Genomic DNA, 20,466 nt, shown 5'->3' with positions numbered 1-20,466 from the left:
GTGTTGGGTCAGGCGGCGCGGTTGTCGAGCCGCCGGGGTTTGGTGGCGCCCAGCCGGAGTCCGGACAGGACGGTGGCGGTGATCTGGCGCGGGGTGCAGTCGCAGTCGCCAGCAGCCATGTGCGTGGCGGATTGCTCCAACATGCGGGCAGCGTCGGCGTGGCCCAGCTCGTTGCCCCCGACCAGTTGGCCAAGGGTCAACGCGGCCTGGAACAGCGTCTTGTTGTGGCGGCTTCGATGGGCCGCTGCGACCTTGGCGCACTCGCCGCGCACGATTGCGTCCAAGTACGCGGAACGCTGCGCAGGGACGCTCTGGTTGGGCGCTGATACGGCCGTGGACGGCCTGGGAGCGGGTGCCTGGACCAACCAGGCGGGCAGTTCGACCGGCGGCCGGTCGTCGGTGATCTCGTAACGGCCGGTCGGAGTGATCGACGGCGGGGCGATCACGTAGCCGCCGTGCGCGCGGGTGTCGACGAGCCATCCCAGCGTGCCCGCGGTATTGCGCAGCGCCTTGCCGCGTGGTGCGCGGAAGTAGAGGTGCGTGCCGCCGGACGGGGTGCGCACGGTGTAGGTGGGCGAGATTGTGGCGTGGGCACGTTCGGCCAGCAGCGTCAAAACATCGAGCCCCGTTGCCACTCCGAACATGTTGAAGCCATCCGGTGCCACGTCGCCGGGCTTGGCAACGTCGCAGTCGACCACCACAAGGTCGGACGGGCCGGTGGCCACCGCGACGTTGTGCCGCGGGTACCGGGTGTAGAAGTCGCGGATCACGCTGATGTCGTTGGTGGCGCGAGCTTCCCACTGGTCGACGAACGGGCGCTTGGTGCCCGGCACGGCCGGAAAGAGGTGCCAGCCGCGCTTCGCGGCGTTCAGGATCGTGTCGAGGTAGTCGGCGCTCACGACAGGGCTCTCCCTTCAGCACCGGAGCGGTCAGAGGACTTGAGCGAGGCGGCCGGCGAGCCACTGCGCGACGTTGGCGGACACGGCGTTTCCGGCCTGCATGGTCTGTTCGGCGACGTTGCCCGTGACTCGGTAGTGGTCCGGGAAGCGCTGCGCGCGGAGCTGTTCGCGGGGACGCAGCATCCTGTAGCGGCAGTCGGCGACGTCGATCGCGGTGCGCAGCACGCCGTGCTGTTCCCGCGTGGCCACCGTGGACAGCGGCTGGTCAGTGAGGTGTGGTTTCGCGCCCTTGCGGTACGGGATGACCAGGGTGTGGCGGTTGCGAGCCGGAGCTGCGCCGGGCGGCACGGTCAGGCCGTGGTGGTTGCCGCCCGCCGACACCGTGGTGAGCGGTACGTCCACACCGGTGGCGGTGGCGTGGTTGCGCAGCACGGTGACGAACGGGGAGCACACCAGCGCGTCGTTCTCGCGCGTCGTGCGCGCGGGCATCGGCACGCGCAGGCTCGTCGGGTCGCTGCGCCAGGTGCCGCCCGAGGGGACCAGGTAGCCGGGCGTCGCCAGGCCGTCGCCGATTTTCACGGTACGGGTGTGCAGCGGAGCCGTGTGGGCCGGGTAGGCGCGGCCGTCGTCGCCGCCGTGGGTGACCGTGATCATGGTCGGTTCACCGAACATCGCCAGTCCGGCCTCGATCCGCTTCATGGTCCGGTCGGCCAGCGGCTTGGCGCGGTCGCCGATGCGCTCGCCCAGGTCGGTCCAGTCGATCGCGGCGGCGGCCGGGAGCACGTAGGGCTCCACCAGGGCGTGGCGGCACGCGGAGTTCGGGCAGCGGTAGTCGTACTGCTGCCGGTACTTCCCGATCGGCCGGGGCCGCGGCTTGCGCCACGACTGCACCGCCCGCACCTGCTCGCCGCACTCCTCGCACCACGCCAGCGGCCGGGGCGCGACATCGGGCAGCGGGATGCCCTCGCGGGTGAAGCTCATGAACAGCCGGTCGCGCCACTGCGGCGCGTGGGGGTTGTCCTCGTCACCGATGTGCGCGGAGCTGACGCTGGTGAACTGGACGTTGTAGCCCAGCAGCTTCATGCCGCCGACCCACCAGTCGAACAGCTCCCAGTCGGTGGCGACGTCGACCACGTTCTCCACCAGCACCGCGCTGTAGCGGTGCACCTCGGTGGCTCGGATGACGTCCATGAAGGTCGCGCGAGTCCGCTCGAAACCGGCCTGCCGGACGGAGCCCTGTTCGAGCAGGTCGAGCTGAGCGCGCTGGCGCTTGCGCCCGCCGGCCGGGCTGATCTCGGTGCAGATCGGCGACGCCCACAGCACGTCCGTGCGAGGCAGGCGACGCATGTCGTAGTTCGAGACGTCCGCGCACAGGTGCTCGGCACCGGGGAAGTTCGCGGCGTGGGTCTCGATCGCCCGGTCCCAGTGGTTGGCGGCGAGCTTCAGCTCGAACCCGGCGGCTGACAGGCCGATCGAGGAACCGCCCGCGCCGCAGAAGATGTCGGTGAAGGTGAGGGACATCAGCAAGCCTCCAAGCTCTCGTTGGCCTCGAAGCAGGCCCAGCAGCGGCCGTAGGAGGTGGGCACGCAGTAGCCGACATCGCGCTGGCACTGCGGGCACCAGCGACGCGCGGCCATCGCCTTGTCGAGCGCGAAAATCCGGGCGGCGTTGAGCGGCCGGACGGGTGCCGCAAGGTCGACACGGAACAGGTCGCACAGTTCGGCACGGCGGTAGGGCTTGCGGTGGCGGAACCACAGCAGCGCCTGTGCGCCCTGGCCGTTGGGGCGCAGGCCGATCGCTCGCAGCTGGCGACGAGTCGCGAGGCCGGGCGGGACGGCGCCGGGCCTGCCGCGCCAGGCGAACACGATCAGCCCGCCTTCCCAGCCCCGGCAGAATGCGGTCTGCCCGTTCCACGGCAGCACGACTTCGCAGATCGGGCGCGTACGGCTGCCCATCACTCGTCCCGCCCGTCGGCCAGTCCTTCGACCACGCGCTGGCGGGTCTCCAGCTCCGTGATCAGCCGTCCGAGGACCCGCGACGCGTGGCCGAACTGGCGGTCACGCACCAAGTTCGCGACGTTCTGCAGTGCGCCACCGGTGCGGTCTGCCCATCGGTGCCATGCCCGCTTGGCCTCGCTGATCAGCGGTTGCAGGTGCTCGCGGTCCCATTCGTCGCCTGCGGCTTCGCGGCCGTCCTCGCTGGGCTCGAACAGCGTGCTGCCGGTCCAACCGCAACTGCACCGCGCGACGTAGCCGACCTTGCCGCCGGGAAGTTTGCGGTCGGCATAGCCCTCGTGGTCGTAGGAGTCGATCAGGTCCGCGTATGGACCGCAGTAGACGATGCCCATCAGGCGCTCTCCCGTCCGGGACGGTGGTCGCGCAGGCGCCCGTTGGCGGGAAGGCTGGTGAGGCGGCGTCCGTGCTTGTCCACGTACATGGCCGCGTCAGCACCGGCGAGCAGCGCGGACAGCTGCAGATCGCGGGTGGGCAGCGTGTGCGCGCCGATGCTGACCGCGAGGTTCAGCCGCAGGCCGCCCAGGACGATCGGCTTCGTCAGTGCCGTGCGGACAGCGGCGACGCGGTGTGCGGCGGCTTGGCGGCCACGCTCGTCGGATGGCACCGCGCCCAGCCACAGCACGAACTCGTCCCCGTGCAGCCGCACGGCGCGCTCCCCCGGCAGCCGCAGTGAGTCGAGCCGGGTGGCGAGCACCTTCAGCACGGCGTCGCCGACGGCGTGCCCGTGGGTGTCGTTGATGGCCTTGAAGTTGTCGACGTCCAGCAGCAGCAACCCGACGGAACCGGGGCGGCGCGAAGCAGCGCGGCGAGCCAGGATGCCGAGCGCCTCGCGGTTGCCCAGGCTGGTCAGCCCGTCGATGTGCAGTCGGCTGAACAGGTGTACCGCGTAGGCGCTGGTGACCAGGTAGCCCGCCGTCGCAGCGACGGTGCTGGTCAGCAGGATCGTGTTGGTGGTACTCATGGATGGCTCCTCGAAACCGTGGAAGCGGTGGGAGAGCGGAGTTGCGGGGCGAGTGCTTGCCGGCGTCGCCCCGCAACGTCCGAAGTCGGTCAGAACGGCGGCTCACCCGCGAACCCGGACCCGCCGGCGGGCGGAGCGCCCCAGGAATCCGCGGCCGGGGCGGACTCGGCGTTGGTGCGGGTGACCTTGGTGACCTTCGCGGTGGCCCAGCGCACGGACGGCCCGACCTCGGTGACGTCCAGCTCCAGCACCGTGCGCTTCTGGCCGTCGTGCTCGAACGACCGCTGCCGCAACGTGCCGGTGACCAGCACGCGGTTGCCCTTGCCGACGGAGTTGACGAGGTTCTCCGCGGGCTGGCGCCACAACGTGCAGCGCAGGAACGTGGCGTCACCGTCGACCCACTGTCCGGACTGCTGGTCGTAGCGACGGTCGTTGGCCGCGATGGTGAAGTTGGCGACGGCGACGCCGGACTGCGTGAACCGCAGCTCGGGATCGGCGGTCAGCGTTCCGGCAACGGTGACCTCGGGAAGACCAGCCATGATCGTGCTCCTTTCGTCGGGGTATCAGCGGGTGACGTGGTGGACGCACTGGTCGGCGACGAGGCGGGCGGCCAGGTCGGTGATGCGGTCCCAGTGCGTGATGACGAGCCGTTCGGCCTTGCTCTGCATCGCCTGGAAGGTCGGGCGCTGGTCGCGCGGGATGCGAGCGAGGCACTCGTGGACGAGTTGGCGGTCTCGGGCACCGCTGCCCTCGACGTCGTGCGGCCAGCGGGAACGCGGAACGTTGTGGGCTTCGAGCCAGAACCTTTCGGCGGGAACTCCGGCCAGCAGTGCGAGTGCGGCGGCCTCGTCGCCCTCGGGGGTCTCGTTGAACGTCATGTCGGTCCAGCCCCGCCAACGGGTCGGGCTGGCCTGCCAGATCCGCACCTTCGGTGCGGTGCCGCCACCGACGAGGGCGATCACGGCATGTGCGGCCTCGTGGTGTGCCAGGGTCTCGATTGCGTACACGGCCTGTTGCGCAGCGGTCGTCATGGCGCCCTCCCCTGTTCAGGCGGTGAACGACGCAAGGGTGAGCAACGCGAACCCGGTGCCGAGCAAGTGCACTGCCGCGCGGATGCGCCGGTACTTGGTCAGCAGGCTGGCCGACAGCACCGCGAGCACCTCCAGGCGTCCGTTGAGGACGTCGGGGGCAGTGAGGTCGTCTAGCAGCGCCGCCGGCTGACCGCGAAAGCAGGCCCAGCGCGGGAAGCCGTAGGGACTGCTGTAGATGCCGACGGGGCGGATCACCGAGAGCAGCAGCACGATCGACACGGCGACGAGCAGGGCGGCAAGCCGCAACAGGACGGCGGCGAAGGTGCTCGGCTGCGCGGCGATGAGCGCGAGCAGGGCGGCCAGCGCGACGCTGAACAACCCGAGCATTCCGATCGCCTTCATGTCGGTGCGGCGCAACTCGTCGCGCACCTCCAGATCCGCGGCCGTCACGGCCTCGGCGTGGTGCTGCTGAGCGGGGACCGCGACGTACTCGCAGCGGGTCATGACACCCCTCCAATAATCACTCTGAGTAGTCGAATTTGGGTGTGCGGAACCAGGCCGACGTGTCGTCAGCTGTTGTGTGTAACGGTGTTATGAATGGGGTTTCGCGCGCGCACGCGCGCCCGCGCGCATTGGGCGGGAGTGCGGGCGCCTGACGTCAGGTGACGTGCGGGGACGTCAGGCGTCCGCTAGATATCACGCTGCGTGTTCGTGTGCCGGGCGGTAGACGATGGCCTTGCCGTCGGTGCCGACCTCCTGCAGGACGCCGTCGCGGACCAGGGCGGCCAGCTCGCCGGAGACCCATGACCGACTGCGCCCGAAGGTGGTTTCGGGGTCGGGCAGGTCCCGGACAGTGATCTCCTGGCGTCCATCGGCGACAAGCTTTTCCACGATGCGGCGCAGGCGATCCCGTGCCACGCGCCTCGGCGGGCGGCCGGTCGGCAGGTCCAGGGCGATGTCCTCGGGCAGCTCGGTGTCCATGCCGCCCTCCAGGTCGGCCTCGGGGTCGGCAGGGAGTTCGAGCGGGGTGGACGCCTCCTCGTCGGTGATGTCGGGCATGGAGTTCAGGTCGTGCACGGGCGCGAAGTTCTCGCGCATCCCTGCGGGCGCAGCACCGGTTCCGGATGGACGGGCAGGCAGCCCGAGCAGTTCGGCGGTACGCGGCCACAGTGCGGCCCGGACGTCACGGCACTCGTTGATGGCACGGGCCATCTCGGCGTCGGTCGTGGCGTAGGTGCGGGCAGGCATGACCATGCGGTCCTCCTCGATACCGGGCGCCTCCAGGTAGAAGGAGCCAGCCCTGCGGTTCTTCCACCGCTCGGGTGCCGCGCCCGCCTCGATGATCTCGTCGGACAGGCAGAACGCGGCGTCGCCGGCGTCGTTGACGCCGAAGCACCAGCCCGCACCGAGCTGCGAACGGATGTCGGTGCTCATGCGGCGGAAGCTGGACTTCTGCTGCGACAACACCACCGAGATCCCCGCGGACCGGGCCTCTTCCGCGATTGTGGTCAGGGTCGCGGCGTCTTCGAGCACGCGCGAGGCTTCCTCGATCCACAGCACGATGAACGGCATGTCGTGCTCCTCGTAAGCCTGCGGCACCCACTGGTCAAAGCCCCACTTGCCCAGCTGCGACGCCTGCTCGGTGATGGCCGTGGGCACGCGGGTGACGAACTGCGCGCACTCCTTGTGCCCGGTCACGGTGTGCACGTTGTCCCCGAGGAACCCGACCGTCTGCTCACCCTTGGACGGATCGAGCACGATCAGCACCACGTCGCGGCGCGTGGCGATCTCGGTCCACGCGATCTTGGCACCGTGCGACTTGCCGGAGCCGTTCATGCCGTTGACCTGCACGTGAGTCAGCTGACGCGCGGTCTTCTTGTCACCGGGCAGCCACAGCCGCACCGGCTCGTTGTCCTCGTACAGGCCCGGCACGATCGGCTCCACAATGGACCCACCCGGAGCCGACGGACCCGGCCACGGCTGCGGGTGGCGCAGCACGTCGTTGGGGACGATCGTCATCGTGGCCTGCGACAGGTCGTCCGGATCGCCGCTGATGCGCACGGCGCCCTTGTGCAGCCGCAACGCTTGAGCCAGCTTGTTCGACGCGCCCTGCATGTCCTCCACCGAGATCTCCCCAGCGGGCAGGGCAAGTGCCGCGGTGACCTTGTTGGGAGCCACGTCGATCGCCTTGGTCTTCACGCCCGCGAGCTTGACCTTCTCGAACAGCCCGCCGGCCGCATCCCCGTCGCCGCCACCGCGCAGAGCACGGCGGATGTTCCACGAGATCGCCAGCCCGGCGCCGCCGTAGAGCCACAGCCCGAACAGCGGGTTCGTCCACGGCGCGGTGATCGCGCACGCGACCATCCACCCCGTGCCGATCAGCACCGTCACCGCCGCGTGCGTCTGCGTGATCGGCGACCGCGCACCGCCCGCCTTCCACGCCACACCAGCCAGAATCGCGCCCATCACGGCCAGTCCGGGCGTGAGCCACGGCAGGTGAGCCGAGTCTGCCATCATCCAGTGCGTCAGCGCGCCGACCGGCCACGCGAGCAGCATCAGCATCCACTGCCCCAGGTACGGGGCGAGCTTGCTGCCTACGTAGTTGCGTGGGACGTAGTAGCCCATCTCGGAGTTGCTGGCCGCGAGGTCGCCGCCTGCCGTCCGCCTGCTTCCCACCGTGTCCACTCCTTTCGTGCGGTTTCCTCGCGGTACCAACGGTGACGCGACGTGCCTACTTGTCGAACTGGAAGTTCCGGCCGCGGTTCTTGGCCGTCATGTCGATCTCGGCGACGTAGTGCTTACGGAAGCTCAGGTACGTGCGCACCGCCGACGCGCAGATCACCTCCGCCGCCTCCGACGCCCGGCGCAGGTGCGCGGCGACGAGCTTGGCCCGCACCTTCGAGTCCAGGCCGAACGCGTGGGGGTTGACCGACCTCACGTGCTTGAGCGCCGCCTCCAGCTCTTCCGCGCTCACGTGCAGCTCGCTCACCAGCGGTCGCATCAGCGTGCGGACGTTGTTGCAGTAGTCGTGAATGTGGGAGCTGGCGAAGAACTCGGGCTCCCCGAACGTCAGCTGCCTGCCGTTCACGTGCTCACCCCTCTCTCGGGACTGCGGCCTGCCGAGTGCGCTGGCCGACCGGGCACGGCACCCACCACTGCGCGGGTGCCGCACCCCGCCGGTCATGCCGCCCGGTCACGTTCGGCCAGCACCGCGTCGTAGACGGCCTTGCGTCGCTTGCCACCAACCGACAACCCGGCCGCACGCAGTGCCTCACACAGCGCGTCGCGGGTCAGCCGGTCGCCCAGTTCGGCCGCGGCCTGGCGCGCGGCGGGCATCAGGTCCGTGATGTCCACTCCGTCGACCACCACGGGCACGGGCTCGGTCGCCGTCTGGTCGCCGCGACCGGCCACGCGCAACCACCCGAGCCGACGCGACCGAACCGGCTGCTCATCGCCGTACCCGCCGGAGCCGTTGTCGCTGGTCGGCCGCGACCGGGCCGCGCCGTTCGCCCGCTGCCGGAGCGCGTCCGGACCGAATAGCAGAGCCGCTGCCCCCGTCACCTGCTCCGCCTCGCGGATGACCTGCTCGGCCGCGCGACGACGTTCCTCGTCGGTCGCCTTGATCCGGGCGGCCACGACGCGACCGAACCGACGCCGTGCCCTCCACCCGAGAGCCTTGTTCGCGGCCTTGCGGTCGCGGTGCTCCGCCGCCTCGCGGTCGGCGACTGCCAGCGCCTCGGCCGCGTCGGTCAGCCCGTGCCGCAGCGCGACCGACCACGCCCGCCACGTCCACATCGGGTAGCGCAGCCACCGCACCAGACCGAACCGCGGACGCCGCGCCGGTAGCCGACCGGCCGCAGCGAGCGCTTGGCGGTGCGCACGACGCTCCCGCGTCTCCCACACGGCCACGCCGACGATCGACAGCACACCCACCGTCGGGTCACCGGAGTGCGCCCAGTTCGACCCGGCCGCGTAGCCGACCACCAGCCACATCACCAGACGCTCCATCCACGCGGAGTCATCACGCTCCACCTGGCGGCCGTCCGCAGTGGTCACCGTGACCGCCTGCCGCGCCACGTGCGCCAACCGACCGCACACGAACCCGATGCATTCGATCCCCGTCGCCGCGGCAGCCGCCAACGGCGCCGGCCACCCGAGCCGAAGGCTGAACAGCTGGAACTGCCCCCACCATGCACCGACCATCGCCAGCACGATCGGGACCACGATCACCCGATCGGCCAGCCACCCGGTCACCCGCGCCGACCACGCCGCACGCAGCGCCCGCCGCTGCTCCGCCCGCGCCCGCCGTTCAGCCTTGCGCTCCTGGCGCTCCGAGTGCTTGCGAGCGCGCTCCGCCTGCCGATCCTCGTTACGCGCCAGCCGTTCCGCCCGCATGGCCTGCGCACGCTCACGCGCCAGTTCGATCTCCGCGCGCTGAACCTCAAGTTCCCGAGCAGCCGCAGCATCGGCCCGACGGATGTCCGCCTCCGTGCTCGCCGCGATCCGCACCGCCTTGCGGTCCATGAGCGTCATCACCGCTCACCCCGATCCGAGCGCGACTTCGTGACCGCCTTGAGCACCAGGACCATCGCCAACACGAAGCCACCGAGTGCCGCGAAAACCAGCGGCAGCAACGACTCCGGCAACGCGAGGTAGCACAGGAAACCGATGAGCACGGCCCAAAACGCGAGCTTGAGCAGCGAGCCGAACGCAGCCAGCGGCCACATCGCGAAGAACCTCATCACGCCACCGCCTTCCGCGACGAGGCACCGCGGCGCATCGCCCGACGCTCGTCCTCGGTGGTGCCGCCCCACACGCCCTGCACCCCGTGCTGCAGCGCGTAGGAAAGGCACGCCCGCCGAATCGGGCAGGACAGGCACACCGTCTTCGCCTCGCTGATCTGCGCCACCTGACCGGACTCCGGGAAGAACAGCTCCGGGTCCTCGTCAGCGCACGCCGGGCGCTCACCGAACTCAGGACCGGTCAGCATCGACAGCAACTGGTAGAGGCTGTCGTGCTTCGCCAGGGAATGGGTCGTCGTCATGCCACACCTCCAAGAACCTGCACGTGAAGCGCCCGGCGGCCGTCCGCGCGACGAGCACGGCGTTCAGCACGGCGCAAGGTCAGCTCATCGATCTCCGGACCGATGACTTCTCCCCTCTTCTGAGCGGCGAGCGCCTCGACCAGCGCGGTGCTCAGCAGGGCGAGATCCGAGAGCTGGTTTGCGTCGTCGACCTGGGCGTCTTCGGAGATCAGCGACAGCCGATCGGCTCGAAGCACCTCTGCGATCGGTCGAACCTTCATGCGACGAACCTCCTGATTGACTTAAGTCAGTTGAGATGACTTGAGACAGTAGGGCGCGACTGAACACGTGTCAACGGGTGGCTTAAGACACGGGTAGCCTGTGATCGTGACTGGAGACGTTGAGACCGGCGCTGAGCAGCGCAATCGCGCAGAACTGGCCGACCTGCTACGTCAGGAAATCGACTCCGGGAAGTACCCCGTCGGGACGAAGCTCCCGAGCTACCGCCAGCTGGCGGAGATGTTCGGCGCCGCCCCCAACACGGTCGGCGAGGCGGTGCGGATGCTCGCGGCGGAGGGCCGCGTGAAGGTGAAGCCGAACGCGGGTGCCGTCGTGGCAGACCCCGACGACCAGCCGAAAACGCCGGAGCAACAGCTCCAGGAAGCTCGCGCCGGCCTCGTGGAAGTGCGCGAGCAACTGCGGTCGGTTCGCCGCGACGTCGATGCTCTCGACAGCCGCGTCGCTGACCTCATCGCCGGACTTCCTGCGGACTAGCTCAACAGCTCCAGGCGATGTCATCCCCTCCCCCTTCCGTCTGCTCGTCTCTGGACACGACGAGCTTGCCGTTCGGGAGGGGTCGGTTTCCAACAACGGGGCGTTGTACAACGCCCCGTTGTATTCGCTCTACGCCAGCAGGTCCGCGCGGTGCTTCCAAGCGAGCGCGAGCAGTGCCGCGCCAGCGGCCTGCGTCGGTTCCCTATGCACGAACCGTTCGATGTTCTCCGCGGTGAAGGCGAGCCCTTCGAGCACGCGACCCTCGTCGTTGTTCTCCACCAGGTCACCGAACAGCTCGTCGAACAACGACGCCTCGATCACCGCGACGGTGAGCATGTCAGTCGCGAACGTCAGCGGATCGACGCCCATCCCCAGGTAGGAGACGCGCACCTGGTCCCCTACCGAGTCGGTCAGCGTCTTGGCGAACGGCCAGCCGTCGTAGTCGATCGGCGAGTCGTGCTCCTCGGACTCGCCCAGCAGTTCCTCGGCGAACTCGCGGATCATGCACCGCCACAGCGAGAAGTCGTTCTCGATGTTGCGCTCGTCGTCGCTGGACGCCTGGAAGATTCCGACGGGCAGCACCTGGTACATCCCGCCCGCGTGACCGACGCGCTTCGGGTCGCGCCAGTGCAGGAAGAACGTCGCATCGCCGCTCGCCCGGTCGTGGCGGATCGTAAGCGTGCTGATCGCGACGTTCATCGGCCGGCGCGCTGGGTCGCACGGGTCCGCCACCGCGGACCGCAGCCGGAGCTCGTCGACGTGCCCGAGCTGGCGCGCGGCGTACTCGTGAGCGCACGCCTCCCCCACGTCGATGCCGTCGAAGTAGGAACCGATGCAGAACGTCAGGTGCTGGTCGGTGAAATCGAGCAGCCGGTAAGTGGACCGGTTCTGGAACACCTTGGGCGCCGCGAGCTTCGCCATCGCCTCGGAGTACGTGCCGTAGTCGCCCTCGGGAAGCACGTTCGCCGCAGCCCCTCCCGTCCCGTCGACTCCGACGAACTCCGCGTCGCGCTGCAGCCGGAGAGAGATGTCCGTCAGCGGCACCGGCGCGTCCGGTACCCAGCTCGCAGCCGTGAGAAGAGGCGTGCCCGCCACCTTCGGAGCGTCCGGGTACAGCTCCGCGGCCTTCGCCGCGAACGCGTGACGGTGTTCCCCCAGGTACGCGCGAACTTCGAGCCACTGTTCAGACGTCGGCATTGCGTCCTCTCCGGTCAGAACCCGAGCAACTGGTCACGATGCTTCCAGGCCAGCGCGAGGCACGCCGCACCTGGTGACGCCATCGGCTCGGAGCTGAGCATCCGGTCCACGCACTCCGCCGTGAACGGGATGCCCTCGGTAGGCGTGCCACCGCCAACCGCCACGATCTCGCCCTCGTCGTTGTAGCGGACAGCGTCGCCGAATACCCGCTCGAACACGTCGTCGTCGATCACCACGACCGTGAGCATGGTCGCCGCGAGCGTCAGCGCATCCATGCCCGTGCCGAGGAAGAACGCGCCCACGCTGCCGTCTTGGCGAGCCTGCGTGAGTTCGCGGTACAGCGACCAGTTGTCGTAGTCGATCGGCTGCGTACGCGTGCCGTCGAACTCCGGCTCTCCGAGCAGTTCCTCGGAGTATTCGCGGACGATGTTCCGCCAGATGTCGAAGTCGTTCGTGCGGTCCCACAGTGCGACGCTGGACGGCTGGAACTCCCCGGCCGGGATGACGTCGTACACGCCGGCCGCGGTCGCGACCTTGGCCGGGTCTCGCCAGTGGAGCAGGAACGACGGCTCAGCCGGGTACCTGCGCAGGCGAATCGTCAACGTAGTGATCGCGGGGATGATCGCGCGCCTTGCCGGGTCGAACGGGTCGCCGATCAGGTCGCGGAACGGGAGCTGGCCGCGCAGCTGCGCGGGATCGGTCGGGATGCCTTTGTCCATGCACGCCCGTGCCAATTCGTGGCCTAGCGCTTCGGAGACATCGAGCTTGTCGAAGTACGCCGCGAGGCCGAACTCGAACTTGTTGGTAACCAGGTCGGCGCTGAGCAGGCGGTAGCTGGGGCGCGACTCGAACAGCGTTGGCGGGTCCAGATGCTTGATGACCGACGTGTACCGCTCGAAGTGCGTCGTGCCGACGCGTAGCGGCCTTACGGGTTCGGTCTCCGACTCCGAGCCGTCGACCACAACTGGGTGAGGCTGCTCGGACAGCGTGAGGTTCAGCGTCGACAACTCCACTGGACCAGCGGCGACCCATTCCGGGTGCGAGATCAGCGGTGTGCGCGGAACGCGGTACTCAGCTGGGTAGAGGTTCACCGCAAGTTGCGCCAGCTCGGAGCGATGCTGATTCAGCCATCGGCGCTGGTTGCGCCACTGGAAGCGGCTGAACGCGATGTGTGGACTCGCGTCGTCGGACGCGATGAAGGAGCGCGCCTGGCCGGATGACAGGCCCAGGTCTTCGGGGGCAATGCCGAGTAGCTCGACGAGCTTGCGGCGCAGTTCAAGCGAGACCGGACGCGTGCCCTTCTCGATCTGGCTGAGGTTCTGTTGGGTGATGCCGAGAAGACTAGCGACGGCGGTTTGGTTCTGCTTGTTCGATGCGCGCCAAGCCCGCACTACAGCGCCAGCGTCGTCTGCCGCATTGCCCTGTTTGGTTCTCCTCAGCCAGGTATCACGATCCACGGCGCTCATGTCCTCCACCGTCGTCCCAGGTCATCTTGCCACTTGGCTCTGAGGGATCGAGTGCTCGCACCGCCACGACGGCCCCGACGTGTTAGAGCCCGCCCAACACACTGGGCGGGCTCTAACACTAACCTCGGTTCTCCACAGCGTCAGCAAGCCGGTTGATGGCTGACGCGACGGCAAGCAGTGCGTGCACTTGCGCCTTAGCGGGATCCCCATCCCTCGCCATTTCACTGGCTATGTTCTCGTGAACACCAGGCCCGTTCATGAAGTTATCGGACAAGCCACAACCTTCTTCCTCGAATCCGAGCTACACCGGCAATAGTAGCAGAAAGCAGGTATGTGGCACTTGATGAAATGATCGATTGCGGTGCACAGAATCCTCGCCTCATCAAAGCAGACTTATGAAACCGCTATCCCCGCAACACCCTTGCCACCGACGTCAAGAGCTCCACTCGACTCCTCATCGAGGACTCGCACCAACAGGGTCTTACCAGGGCCATCGGTCGATTCAGCATCATCCATATAAGCCGGGAGTCCCCTTAGGCAGACATCAATTCTTGATGAACAGTATCTCTATCCTATCCGAATTAGGCCTACGAGCCATAGGCCGTCGACACTCTCTGCAGCGCCCACATCGAGATCGGATTCCTGCAACGAACGTCGCACCACCGATTACGCGAAGCGTCTACCGGCCTGACCCGTATGTTCGTATTCGAGATAGGTCGGTGATCATCGATCACCCAGATGTCGAGCAACCCGACTCAAGACCTCGGTCAGCTCACCGAGCACCTTGGTATGCGTTGCGAGCAAGTCGTTACCGTGACGGTTCTCGTGATAGAGCGCGCGGAGCAACAGCGAGTGCTCATGACTGACCATGTCAACCTCATCGGACTCACGCAGGTAGTCTTCCGCGCGCTCTCGGTCAGTCCGGGAACTCTTCTCTTGGTTGGCCATGAGCCAGTACTGTACGAGAAACACGCTTATGCCGCTCGTTGGGACCGTGCGGACGCTGTCGTCGAAGGGTCGTCCGGACCGGTGTAGCGAACGACCAAACCGACCGTGAAGACTGAAGAATCGAACGTCATCGCCCGCGCGAGCGGGCGATGACGCCGGCACTCCAGTTGACTGCTTCAGCTCGCGTTAATGACGATTCTACAAACTCCAGACCCGATCAAGTGCTTCCAACGCCAAGCGTTCCGCTCGCTTCTTGATCTGCGCATCCGAAGGTGCAACGGCTCCGCCATGCGCCCATGACTCCAACTCGGGGTCAAAATACGCTTTCCCCTTTCGCAGCGCTTCCACCTTCTTCGACAGGGGCGCCGCACCCAAGGAGCTATTGAGCGCATCCGTCAGCAAAGTTAGGTTTCCGATCGAATACACAGGATCTTTATAGCTATCCCCAGCAGTGGATTGAGGTTTAATGTGCTCAATAGACCAGGACGCGAGATCTTGTCCTGCCGGTATGGATGCCTCCGCTTTTGCGAACGCCATCAACACGTACGCAATGAAAATTTTACGGGCACGGGGCTTCTGTGCTTGAGTCAGCTTGACAGAGGGGGCATAGAAGAGCTCCTGAAAAGCCTTGAGCGCCAATTCACGCGAAGGCAGGCTTGCGACGAGCTTAACCTTGAGATCTGCGATCGCCTCACTCACCTCAGCCCTAGAATTAGCCGCTTCGAGACGGACAGCAAATCGGTTATACCTCGCCCGCGTCCCTCCCGTAGACCCACTATTGGTGAGAGCAGTGAACTGGAAGTGGAAGTTCTCAACCAGGCGCATCACCTCAATAAGTTGAGACTCCTTGACTAGTGATGACTCTTGGTACTTTCGCGCGATAGCCAAAACTGTTGAGTTTGCAACAGACACGTTGAAAATGGCCAAGGCGCGGACACTATCCGCAAACTTGCGGACCGCAAAGGCATTGCGGTCCGCACCTTTTTTCAGCCTAGTTTGGACATCCTCATTCTCTAGCCATTGATACGTCAGCGAGTCAGTCTCGAGCTCGGCAAGGTAGTCGAGATGTTTTGCAGCATCCTCTTTAACCAGGCGACTAATCTCTTTGAATAGCTCCGGCTCCTTCACCGCCGCGCGCCGAGAGTTCCAAGACTGCCAAATGAAGCGATCCACCACGTCAGGTTTCAGACTTTCCAACTGCACTCTGTCAACCAAACGATTCCACCTTGCGGCGATCGCTTCACGGTCAGGCGCCGTTGTCGCGCCACCCCTAATAAGAAGGTTCTTAACCAAGTCGGATATACGCAGATCAGCTCCGCGAGTATTCAACGTCTCAAAGATGAGAAATCCATCTTCCTCCGACGTCAGCTCGACCTGAATGACGCGTGCCTTCAAGACATTTGCCCTTATGGACTTCAGGCGGTCGACTTGATCCGCCAAAGAAAGGTCGCCCAAGGCACCGAGAACGCGGTTCTCGAAGAATGTTCGTGCAGCCCCTAGACGCTCCGCACTACTATTCCATTTTGCACCAGAGGGAATAGCGCTCGGGTTTTGTATTTTCTCGTAAAACATCTCTTCCGGGCGCGCTATGACCGAGTAGAAATTCCCGTCGTCATCCGTCGCGATCAAGTACTTTTGAGTCGCGGAGGCTTGCCCCTTCGCCGCCGAACCAACATCGGAATCATCGGCGCCTTCCGCAATCAGCGAAACCTTATTGAACGCATCGCGAACAACCGAAAGCATGATCGTGCTCGTGGTCAGACGCTGCTGCCCGTCAATGATCGAGTATGTAGACCTGAAGAGATCCCTCTTCGCGCTCACCCACGTTACAGTAGACCCGAAAAAGAAATCTCCTTGAGCAAGTACGACGTCGTTCCAGAAGTCCTCCAACTGGTCTTCCGACCAGCTATATGGTCTCTGAAAATTGGGTACCTCATAGAGGCAATGCTGGAAGCACATCTGGATAGTTTTGGTCTCACTCTTGATAGGGATCAACTCAACGCCGGGTACCGCTTCAGTCATCTTGCCCCCACTTATCGCGCCTGATCGAAGCCATTTACATTAGCCGACAACTTTAGACGTGTCATCAGACACGCGGAGCGTCCTAGCAATTGTTAATGCCTCCGCACCGGGCAGGCGGTCGAGGCGCAAGCGTTGAGGGTGGCCGCGACCCTTCGAAGGGACTGAGCCAGCTGCGCCCAGGCGATCCTGCGAGGCAGAGCCACTCCCCTCATGACCAACGTGTTGTTGTGCGGCACGATGGGTTGGCCGAGGAGGGAGCAGGCGTTGGGTGCGAGGAAGACGAAGCAGTGGACCGCGACAGGAGCAGCGCGTGGCGCGTGATGCGCGGATCGCGACAGCTCGGTTTCTAGACGAGGCACCGATTGCAAGAGCGTGGCATGCGGCTGTACCCGAACCGGTAGCCGCGACCACACGCGCAGCAGCGTTAGTGTTGGTACCACCTGAGACGCACGAAAACATTTACGCTGCTCAGAGCGCCGCTCCTGAGACAGGGGCGCCCACCAGCGACGTGCCCGGTGCCGTTCACACCGAAGAGGTCACTGGTTCGATCCCAGTATCGCCCACACAAGCCGGAGGGGCTCTGATCTGCAAAGATCAGAGCCCCTCCGGCTTTCTGCGCACGCCGAACACCCCCGTTGCACCCGAACAGGTTGTCGAGCTTGAACGCGACCTTCGAGTGGCCGGGTCGGCTACTCACAATCTTCGGGATGCACACCCCTGCCTTTGCCGCGGTCATGCCGAGCTCGACATGATGTGCAGTGGCGTAGTCGAACCCGATCGCGTCGGAAGTCAGCCGAGGCTACTCCAGCGTTGCGCTCAGGGATCAGCTCGATAGCGACAAAGCCAACCCGGTCGTCGGCCCACCAGTCACCCCCACCGACGTCCCAGCACACGCTCCACAACCGGCATCAGGTCTTGATAGTGGCCGCCAGCAAGACGCGCGAGCACTGCCACCAGGCGTGCGTCCGCTCCGACGAAGACGCGCGCTCGACGCCGTTCCGCTCCTTTCAGGACGACGGCCGCCGCCTCGTCAGGATCGGTCCGTGCGACGTGCTTCTCGAAACCGCGGATCACGGCATCACGGTTCTCCCCCGCTGCGAAGAGCCCGTTGCGCACGATCGAGGTTCGAACTCCCCCAGGGAACACACACGTAACCGACACTCCGCTGCGGGCATCCGCGAGCTCTTGGCGCAACGACTCACTGAAGCCGCGGACGGCGAACTTCGACGAGTTGTATCCGGTGTACTTCGGCATCGCGACCAAGCCGAAAGCGCTCGAGAACGTCACGATCCGCCCCTCGGCGGCGTTCACGACGTAGGGAAGATGCGCCTTGACGGTGTACATCAACCCCCGCCAGTTGACGGCCATGACCTCTTCGAGGTCCGCGACGTCGGAGTCGAGCAGGCTGCCACGGTGGATGATCCCGGCAGCCGCAAACACAGAGTCCACGCCACCCAGATCGGAGTTGGTCCGAACCGCGGCCTCCTGAACCGCCTCCCAGTCGGTCACATCGACCACGTGCGCCCGCACTCGAGCGCCAAGTGTCTCGCAATCGGCCGCGACCTTTTCCAGCTCGCCGTGGTTGCGATCGAGCAGTGAGAGCCGCGCCCCACGCCGTGCGAGTTCAACCGCCAAGGCCCGCCCGATACCCGCCGCCGCTCCGGTGATCACCGCGACCTTCGCCTCGAAGCAGTTCACGAGCCAGCTCCTCACCCCGCGGCCGGCAACTCAGTCGACCTTGCCACCTTCGGAGGCGGTGAGGGTGACGAGCGCGGCGGTGGTGTGCTGATCAAGCGCCATGAGCGCAGCGGACACGACAACCTTCACCCAGTCGCCGTCGACCGACCGAAGCCGCACCACACCTTCCGCACGACCACGCAGTCCGAGTTCGTTGGCGAGGCCGACCGCGGCACGCAGATCATCCCGATGAATGGCGGGACGGTGTGGTGCGTCCAGCGTCCAAGAGACGCCCGGCATGGGGTCGTCCAGCCACTTCAGCAGCCGCATCGTGCGGAGATCGACGATCGCACGCCACCGTCCCGGCGTCGCTTCCGCCGCGAGCACTTGCTGCGCGAGGAGGACCGGGACGGGTGGAGGCGCGGCCGGCACGCTCTCGGCCGGGCCGATGTCGTGGGTGATTCCCCGGACCACGAGCTCGACCCGGCCGTTAGGTGCCTCCACCTCGACACAACGGCACGCGAAGTGCACGGCACGTCGAGCACCGTCGTCCCTGTTGACCGTCCAGGTGGCCAGGTGCTCCATGCCCGCTTTCGCGTTGACGATGAGCGCCAACGCCTTCGCCTCGTCCGAGTTCGTCTGCAGCCGCTGGTAGGCGAACAGCTCGGCCAGGTCGTGCTCATTGCGCCACCGATCAGGCCGCGTCCCGTACAGCCGCAGCAGATCGTCCGACCTGCTGCTGACGTGCCGGGTCAGGTTGATCTGCCACGCACCTGCCGGATCACGTGCGGGTGGTTCTTCACCGAGCGGTCCCACCCACACGTGGACACCATGGACCAAGCCGTCGTACGAGAGAAGCGGCAGCGCCACGACGCGGCGTTTACCTGCGGTTGTTCAAGCTTCGACCGGTGCCCGCGCCCGCCCGTTCACCACGCGAGCGATCGTCCCGAGCACATCCGGCAGGAACGGGCCACGTCCGAGAACGGACCGAACCGAAACCATGTTCTTCGGGTGACTTCCGACCGCGAGCACAGTCGGTTCCCGGCGAACACCGCAGAATGTCTCGACCAGCAACCAGTCAGCCGCCACCGCCGTCCCCCGGTCGAAGATTGGCCTGAGCAGGCAGGCTATCTCCAGCAAAGCGGCTGCGCTTGGAGCTTCTCCAAGGACCTCGGGTATGCAGCGATTAATTCATGCGCTCGGGTGAATCGGCTCAAGAAGGCTCACTGACCGCTCTACACGGTGCTGCTCACCCAGCTCGTGAAGGAGGTCCAAGCGTCTGCCCTGAAGGTCAAGCTGCCCTGGTCCGGCGCCTTGGAGTCGCGAACGCCGACCCTGCTGACTGCGTGCTGGATCTCGACGCAGGCGCTCTCACTCGGTTGGCTGTAAGAGGACTTGAACCAAGGGGTAGCCCTGATATCGGATGCTGCTGATGGCTCGTTCATCTCGTAAGCCGGGCCCTTCTACCGTTGCCGTCACCAATCGTCACGACAGCAGCGGTCCGCCCACGAACGCGAGGAAGCTCGCCGCCTGATCCGACTCAAGCGCGACCTTCTCCTGCGCGTCCCACAAGTCCAGGTACCTCTTGACGACCTTCGGCTCGTGCAGGACCGCTTGCTCGTCGTAGCGCTCAGCGTAGATCAGGTGCAGTTCGGGGTCGGTCGCGTACGTGACGATGTGGTAGTCGCTCTCCTGGCCTGGGTAGAACCCGTGACTGAACGGCACCCACCTGATCCGCACGTTCGGCAGCTGCACGACCTCGGCGAGCCGAGCGAGCTGGCCCGCCCAGATGCCTGTGGTGTCCGCGATCAGGTTCACTCGCGCGAGCGCGGCCTGGTCGATGATGAACTCGAACTGACGCGCGGCGTCCAGCAGTGCTTCCTGCCGTCGAACGCGAAGAGTGACGAGCCGATCGATCTCCTCAGGCTCGACGCCCGCGGTCTCCATGAGGTAGCGCATCAACGCCGTGGTCTGAAGCATCCCGGGCAACAACATGCTCGCCTTGCAGCGGATCAGCGTCGCGGACCCGGAGGATGGGCTCGACCCCGAAGCGGCCGCGAAGCTGCGCGATGAGCTTCACGACCGTCGCCGGGTCGGGTCGAGTTCCGAGGCGAAAAAAGCACTCGCCGCCTTGAGGATCTCGTTGGCCCGCTTCAGTTCCGCGTTCTCCCGCCGCAGCCTGCGCAGTTCCTCCGACTCGCCGGAGCTCGGCCTGTCATCCCGCTCCCCGCGGTCGGCCTCGTCCTGCCGGATCCAGTTGCGTAGTGCCTCGTGATGGACCCCGAGCTGCTCGGCCAGCCGCCGGATCACCGGCTTCGGATCCGACTCCCTATACAGCCGGACCGCACGAGCCCTCAGCTCGTCGGGGTACTTCTTCGGTGCTGCCACGGACGACTCCCTTCAGGCCCTATCGGACCATGCTTGAAAGTCTCCGAGCTATCGGGGGAACCTCA

General features: G+C 66.3%; 24 protein-coding genes and 1 pseudogene. 1 reads left to right on the top strand and 24 read right to left on the bottom strand.

Annotated elements, in window-relative coordinates; all coding sequences use genetic code 11:
- Nucleotides 1-8: 8 nt before the first annotated feature.
- The 14 genes from BLT23_RS33115 to BLT23_RS40300 all read right to left on the bottom strand — a co-directional run bounded on the left by BLT23_RS33115 (nucleotide 9) and on the right by BLT23_RS40300 (nucleotide 10,210).
- Nucleotides 9-899, bottom strand: coding sequence for a bifunctional DNA primase/polymerase (locus tag BLT23_RS33115; protein WP_090057052.1), 891 nt, complete (start codon nucleotides 897-899; stop codon nucleotides 9-11).
- Nucleotides 900-929: 30 nt separating this feature from the next.
- Nucleotides 930-2,420 carry a DNA cytosine methyltransferase gene (locus tag BLT23_RS33110; protein ID WP_090057048.1) on the bottom strand — a complete coding sequence of 497 codons (1,491 nt, stop codon included), beginning with the start codon at nucleotides 2,418-2,420 and terminating at the stop codon, nucleotides 930-932.
- Nucleotides 2,420-2,854 carry an RRQRL motif-containing zinc-binding protein gene (locus BLT23_RS33105; protein ID WP_090057044.1) on the bottom strand — a complete coding sequence of 145 codons (435 nt, stop codon included), beginning with the start codon at nucleotides 2,852-2,854 and terminating at the stop codon, nucleotides 2,420-2,422. Before BLT23_RS33105 ends, BLT23_RS33110 begins: the two co-directional genes overlap by 1 nt.
- Nucleotides 2,854-3,246 (bottom strand): hypothetical protein, encoded by a 393-nt coding sequence (locus BLT23_RS33100; protein ID WP_090057041.1) that lies wholly within the window; start codon nucleotides 3,244-3,246, stop codon nucleotides 2,854-2,856. Before BLT23_RS33100 ends, BLT23_RS33105 begins: the two co-directional genes overlap by 1 nt.
- The gene (locus BLT23_RS33095; RefSeq protein ID WP_090057037.1) at nucleotides 3,246-3,875 is read right to left on the bottom strand and encodes a GGDEF domain-containing protein; all 630 of its coding nucleotides are present in this window, start codon (nucleotides 3,873-3,875) and stop codon (nucleotides 3,246-3,248) included. Before BLT23_RS33095 ends, BLT23_RS33100 begins: the two co-directional genes overlap by 1 nt.
- An 89-nt stretch (nucleotides 3,876-3,964) precedes the next feature.
- Entirely contained in the window at nucleotides 3,965-4,414 is a 450-nt protein-coding gene (ssb, locus tag BLT23_RS33090) for a single-stranded DNA-binding protein (RefSeq protein WP_090057035.1), read from the bottom strand.
- Nucleotides 4,415-4,438: 24 nt separating this feature from the next.
- A complete protein-coding gene (locus BLT23_RS33085) occupies nucleotides 4,439-4,906 on the bottom strand; it encodes a hypothetical protein (protein WP_090057032.1) in 468 nt (155 codons plus the stop codon).
- A gap of 15 nt (nucleotides 4,907-4,921) precedes the next feature.
- Nucleotides 4,922-5,410: a Pycsar system effector family protein gene (locus BLT23_RS33080; protein ID WP_090057029.1), complete on the bottom strand. Its 489-nt coding sequence runs from the start codon at nucleotides 5,408-5,410 to the stop codon at nucleotides 4,922-4,924.
- A gap of 192 nt (nucleotides 5,411-5,602) precedes the next feature.
- Nucleotides 5,603-7,582 (bottom strand): plasmid transfer protein TraB, encoded by a 1,980-nt coding sequence (gene traB / locus BLT23_RS33075; RefSeq protein ID WP_143036121.1) that lies wholly within the window; start codon nucleotides 7,580-7,582, stop codon nucleotides 5,603-5,605.
- A gap of 55 nt (nucleotides 7,583-7,637) precedes the next feature.
- Nucleotides 7,638-7,994, bottom strand: coding sequence for a hypothetical protein (locus BLT23_RS33070; RefSeq protein ID WP_090057021.1), 357 nt, complete (start codon nucleotides 7,992-7,994; stop codon nucleotides 7,638-7,640).
- A 92-nt stretch (nucleotides 7,995-8,086) separates the two neighbouring features.
- The gene (locus BLT23_RS33065; protein WP_090057018.1) at nucleotides 8,087-9,439 is read right to left on the bottom strand and encodes a DUF2637 domain-containing protein; all 1,353 of its coding nucleotides are present in this window, start codon (nucleotides 9,437-9,439) and stop codon (nucleotides 8,087-8,089) included.
- A complete protein-coding gene (locus BLT23_RS33060; RefSeq protein ID WP_090057014.1) occupies nucleotides 9,439-9,648 on the bottom strand; it encodes a hypothetical protein in 210 nt (69 codons plus the stop codon). Before BLT23_RS33060 ends, BLT23_RS33065 begins: the two co-directional genes overlap by 1 nt.
- Complete coding sequence (locus tag BLT23_RS33055) at nucleotides 9,648-9,896, bottom strand: WhiB family transcriptional regulator (protein WP_090057571.1); 249 nt, start codon at nucleotides 9,894-9,896, stop codon at nucleotides 9,648-9,650. Before BLT23_RS33055 ends, BLT23_RS33060 begins: the two co-directional genes overlap by 1 nt.
- A 50-nt stretch (nucleotides 9,897-9,946) precedes the next feature.
- Nucleotides 9,947-10,210, bottom strand: a complete 264-nt coding sequence (locus BLT23_RS40300; RefSeq protein WP_143036120.1) for a hypothetical protein — start codon at nucleotides 10,208-10,210, stop codon at nucleotides 9,947-9,949.
- A 106-nt stretch (nucleotides 10,211-10,316) separates the two neighbouring features.
- On the opposite strand from BLT23_RS40300, the gene BLT23_RS33045 reads away from it, so the two are divergent.
- Entirely contained in the window at nucleotides 10,317-10,703 is a 387-nt protein-coding gene (locus BLT23_RS33045; RefSeq protein WP_176947039.1) for a winged helix-turn-helix domain-containing protein, read from the top strand.
- Nucleotides 10,704-10,832: 129 nt separating this feature from the next.
- Here the strand turns inward: BLT23_RS33045 and BLT23_RS33040 are convergent, their stop codons facing one another.
- The 10 genes and pseudogenes from BLT23_RS33040 to BLT23_RS33000 form a co-directional block, all read right to left on the bottom strand.
- The gene (locus tag BLT23_RS33040; RefSeq protein WP_090057002.1) at nucleotides 10,833-11,900 is read right to left on the bottom strand and encodes a hypothetical protein; all 1,068 of its coding nucleotides are present in this window, start codon (nucleotides 11,898-11,900) and stop codon (nucleotides 10,833-10,835) included.
- A 14-nt stretch (nucleotides 11,901-11,914) separates the two neighbouring features.
- Entirely contained in the window at nucleotides 11,915-13,366 is a 1,452-nt protein-coding gene (locus BLT23_RS33035) for a helix-turn-helix domain-containing protein (protein ID WP_143036119.1), read from the bottom strand.
- Between the two features lie 723 nt (nucleotides 13,367-14,089).
- Nucleotides 14,090-14,314, bottom strand: coding sequence for a hypothetical protein (locus tag BLT23_RS33030; protein WP_143036118.1), 225 nt, complete (start codon nucleotides 14,312-14,314; stop codon nucleotides 14,090-14,092).
- A gap of 198 nt (nucleotides 14,315-14,512) precedes the next feature.
- Nucleotides 14,513-16,273, bottom strand: coding sequence for a DUF262 domain-containing protein (locus BLT23_RS33025; protein ID WP_245744487.1), 1,761 nt, complete (start codon nucleotides 16,271-16,273; stop codon nucleotides 14,513-14,515).
- A 930-nt stretch (nucleotides 16,274-17,203) separates the two neighbouring features.
- Nucleotides 17,204-18,034 (bottom strand): SDR family NAD(P)-dependent oxidoreductase, encoded by an 831-nt coding sequence (locus tag BLT23_RS33020; protein ID WP_176947038.1) that lies wholly within the window; start codon nucleotides 18,032-18,034, stop codon nucleotides 17,204-17,206.
- A 30-nt stretch (nucleotides 18,035-18,064) separates the two neighbouring features.
- Nucleotides 18,065-18,598 carry a hypothetical protein gene (locus BLT23_RS41435; RefSeq protein WP_342713718.1) on the bottom strand — a complete coding sequence of 178 codons (534 nt, stop codon included), beginning with the start codon at nucleotides 18,596-18,598 and terminating at the stop codon, nucleotides 18,065-18,067.
- A gap of 213 nt (nucleotides 18,599-18,811) precedes the next feature.
- Nucleotides 18,812-19,102, bottom strand: a pseudogene (locus BLT23_RS42125) (GAF domain-containing protein); the annotation flags it as partial.
- 146 nt (nucleotides 19,103-19,248) lie between these two features.
- Nucleotides 19,249-19,458 (bottom strand): DUF397 domain-containing protein, encoded by a 210-nt coding sequence (locus BLT23_RS33010; RefSeq protein WP_090056977.1) that lies wholly within the window; start codon nucleotides 19,456-19,458, stop codon nucleotides 19,249-19,251.
- 40 nt (nucleotides 19,459-19,498) lie between these two features.
- A complete protein-coding gene (locus BLT23_RS33005; RefSeq protein ID WP_281248931.1) occupies nucleotides 19,499-20,026 on the bottom strand; it encodes a DUF5753 domain-containing protein in 528 nt (175 codons plus the stop codon).
- Between the two features lie 63 nt (nucleotides 20,027-20,089).
- Entirely contained in the window at nucleotides 20,090-20,401 is a 312-nt protein-coding gene (locus tag BLT23_RS33000; RefSeq protein WP_090052852.1) for a transposase, read from the bottom strand.
- Nucleotides 20,402-20,466: the final 65 nt, after the last annotated feature.

This window comes from Lentzea fradiae, from assembly GCF_900100955.1.
Lineage (GTDB): Bacteria > Actinomycetota > Actinomycetes > Mycobacteriales > Pseudonocardiaceae > Lentzea > Lentzea fradiae.
The sequence above is the reverse complement of the archived record's forward strand: the minus strand, read 5'-3'. Positions and strand labels throughout refer to the sequence as shown.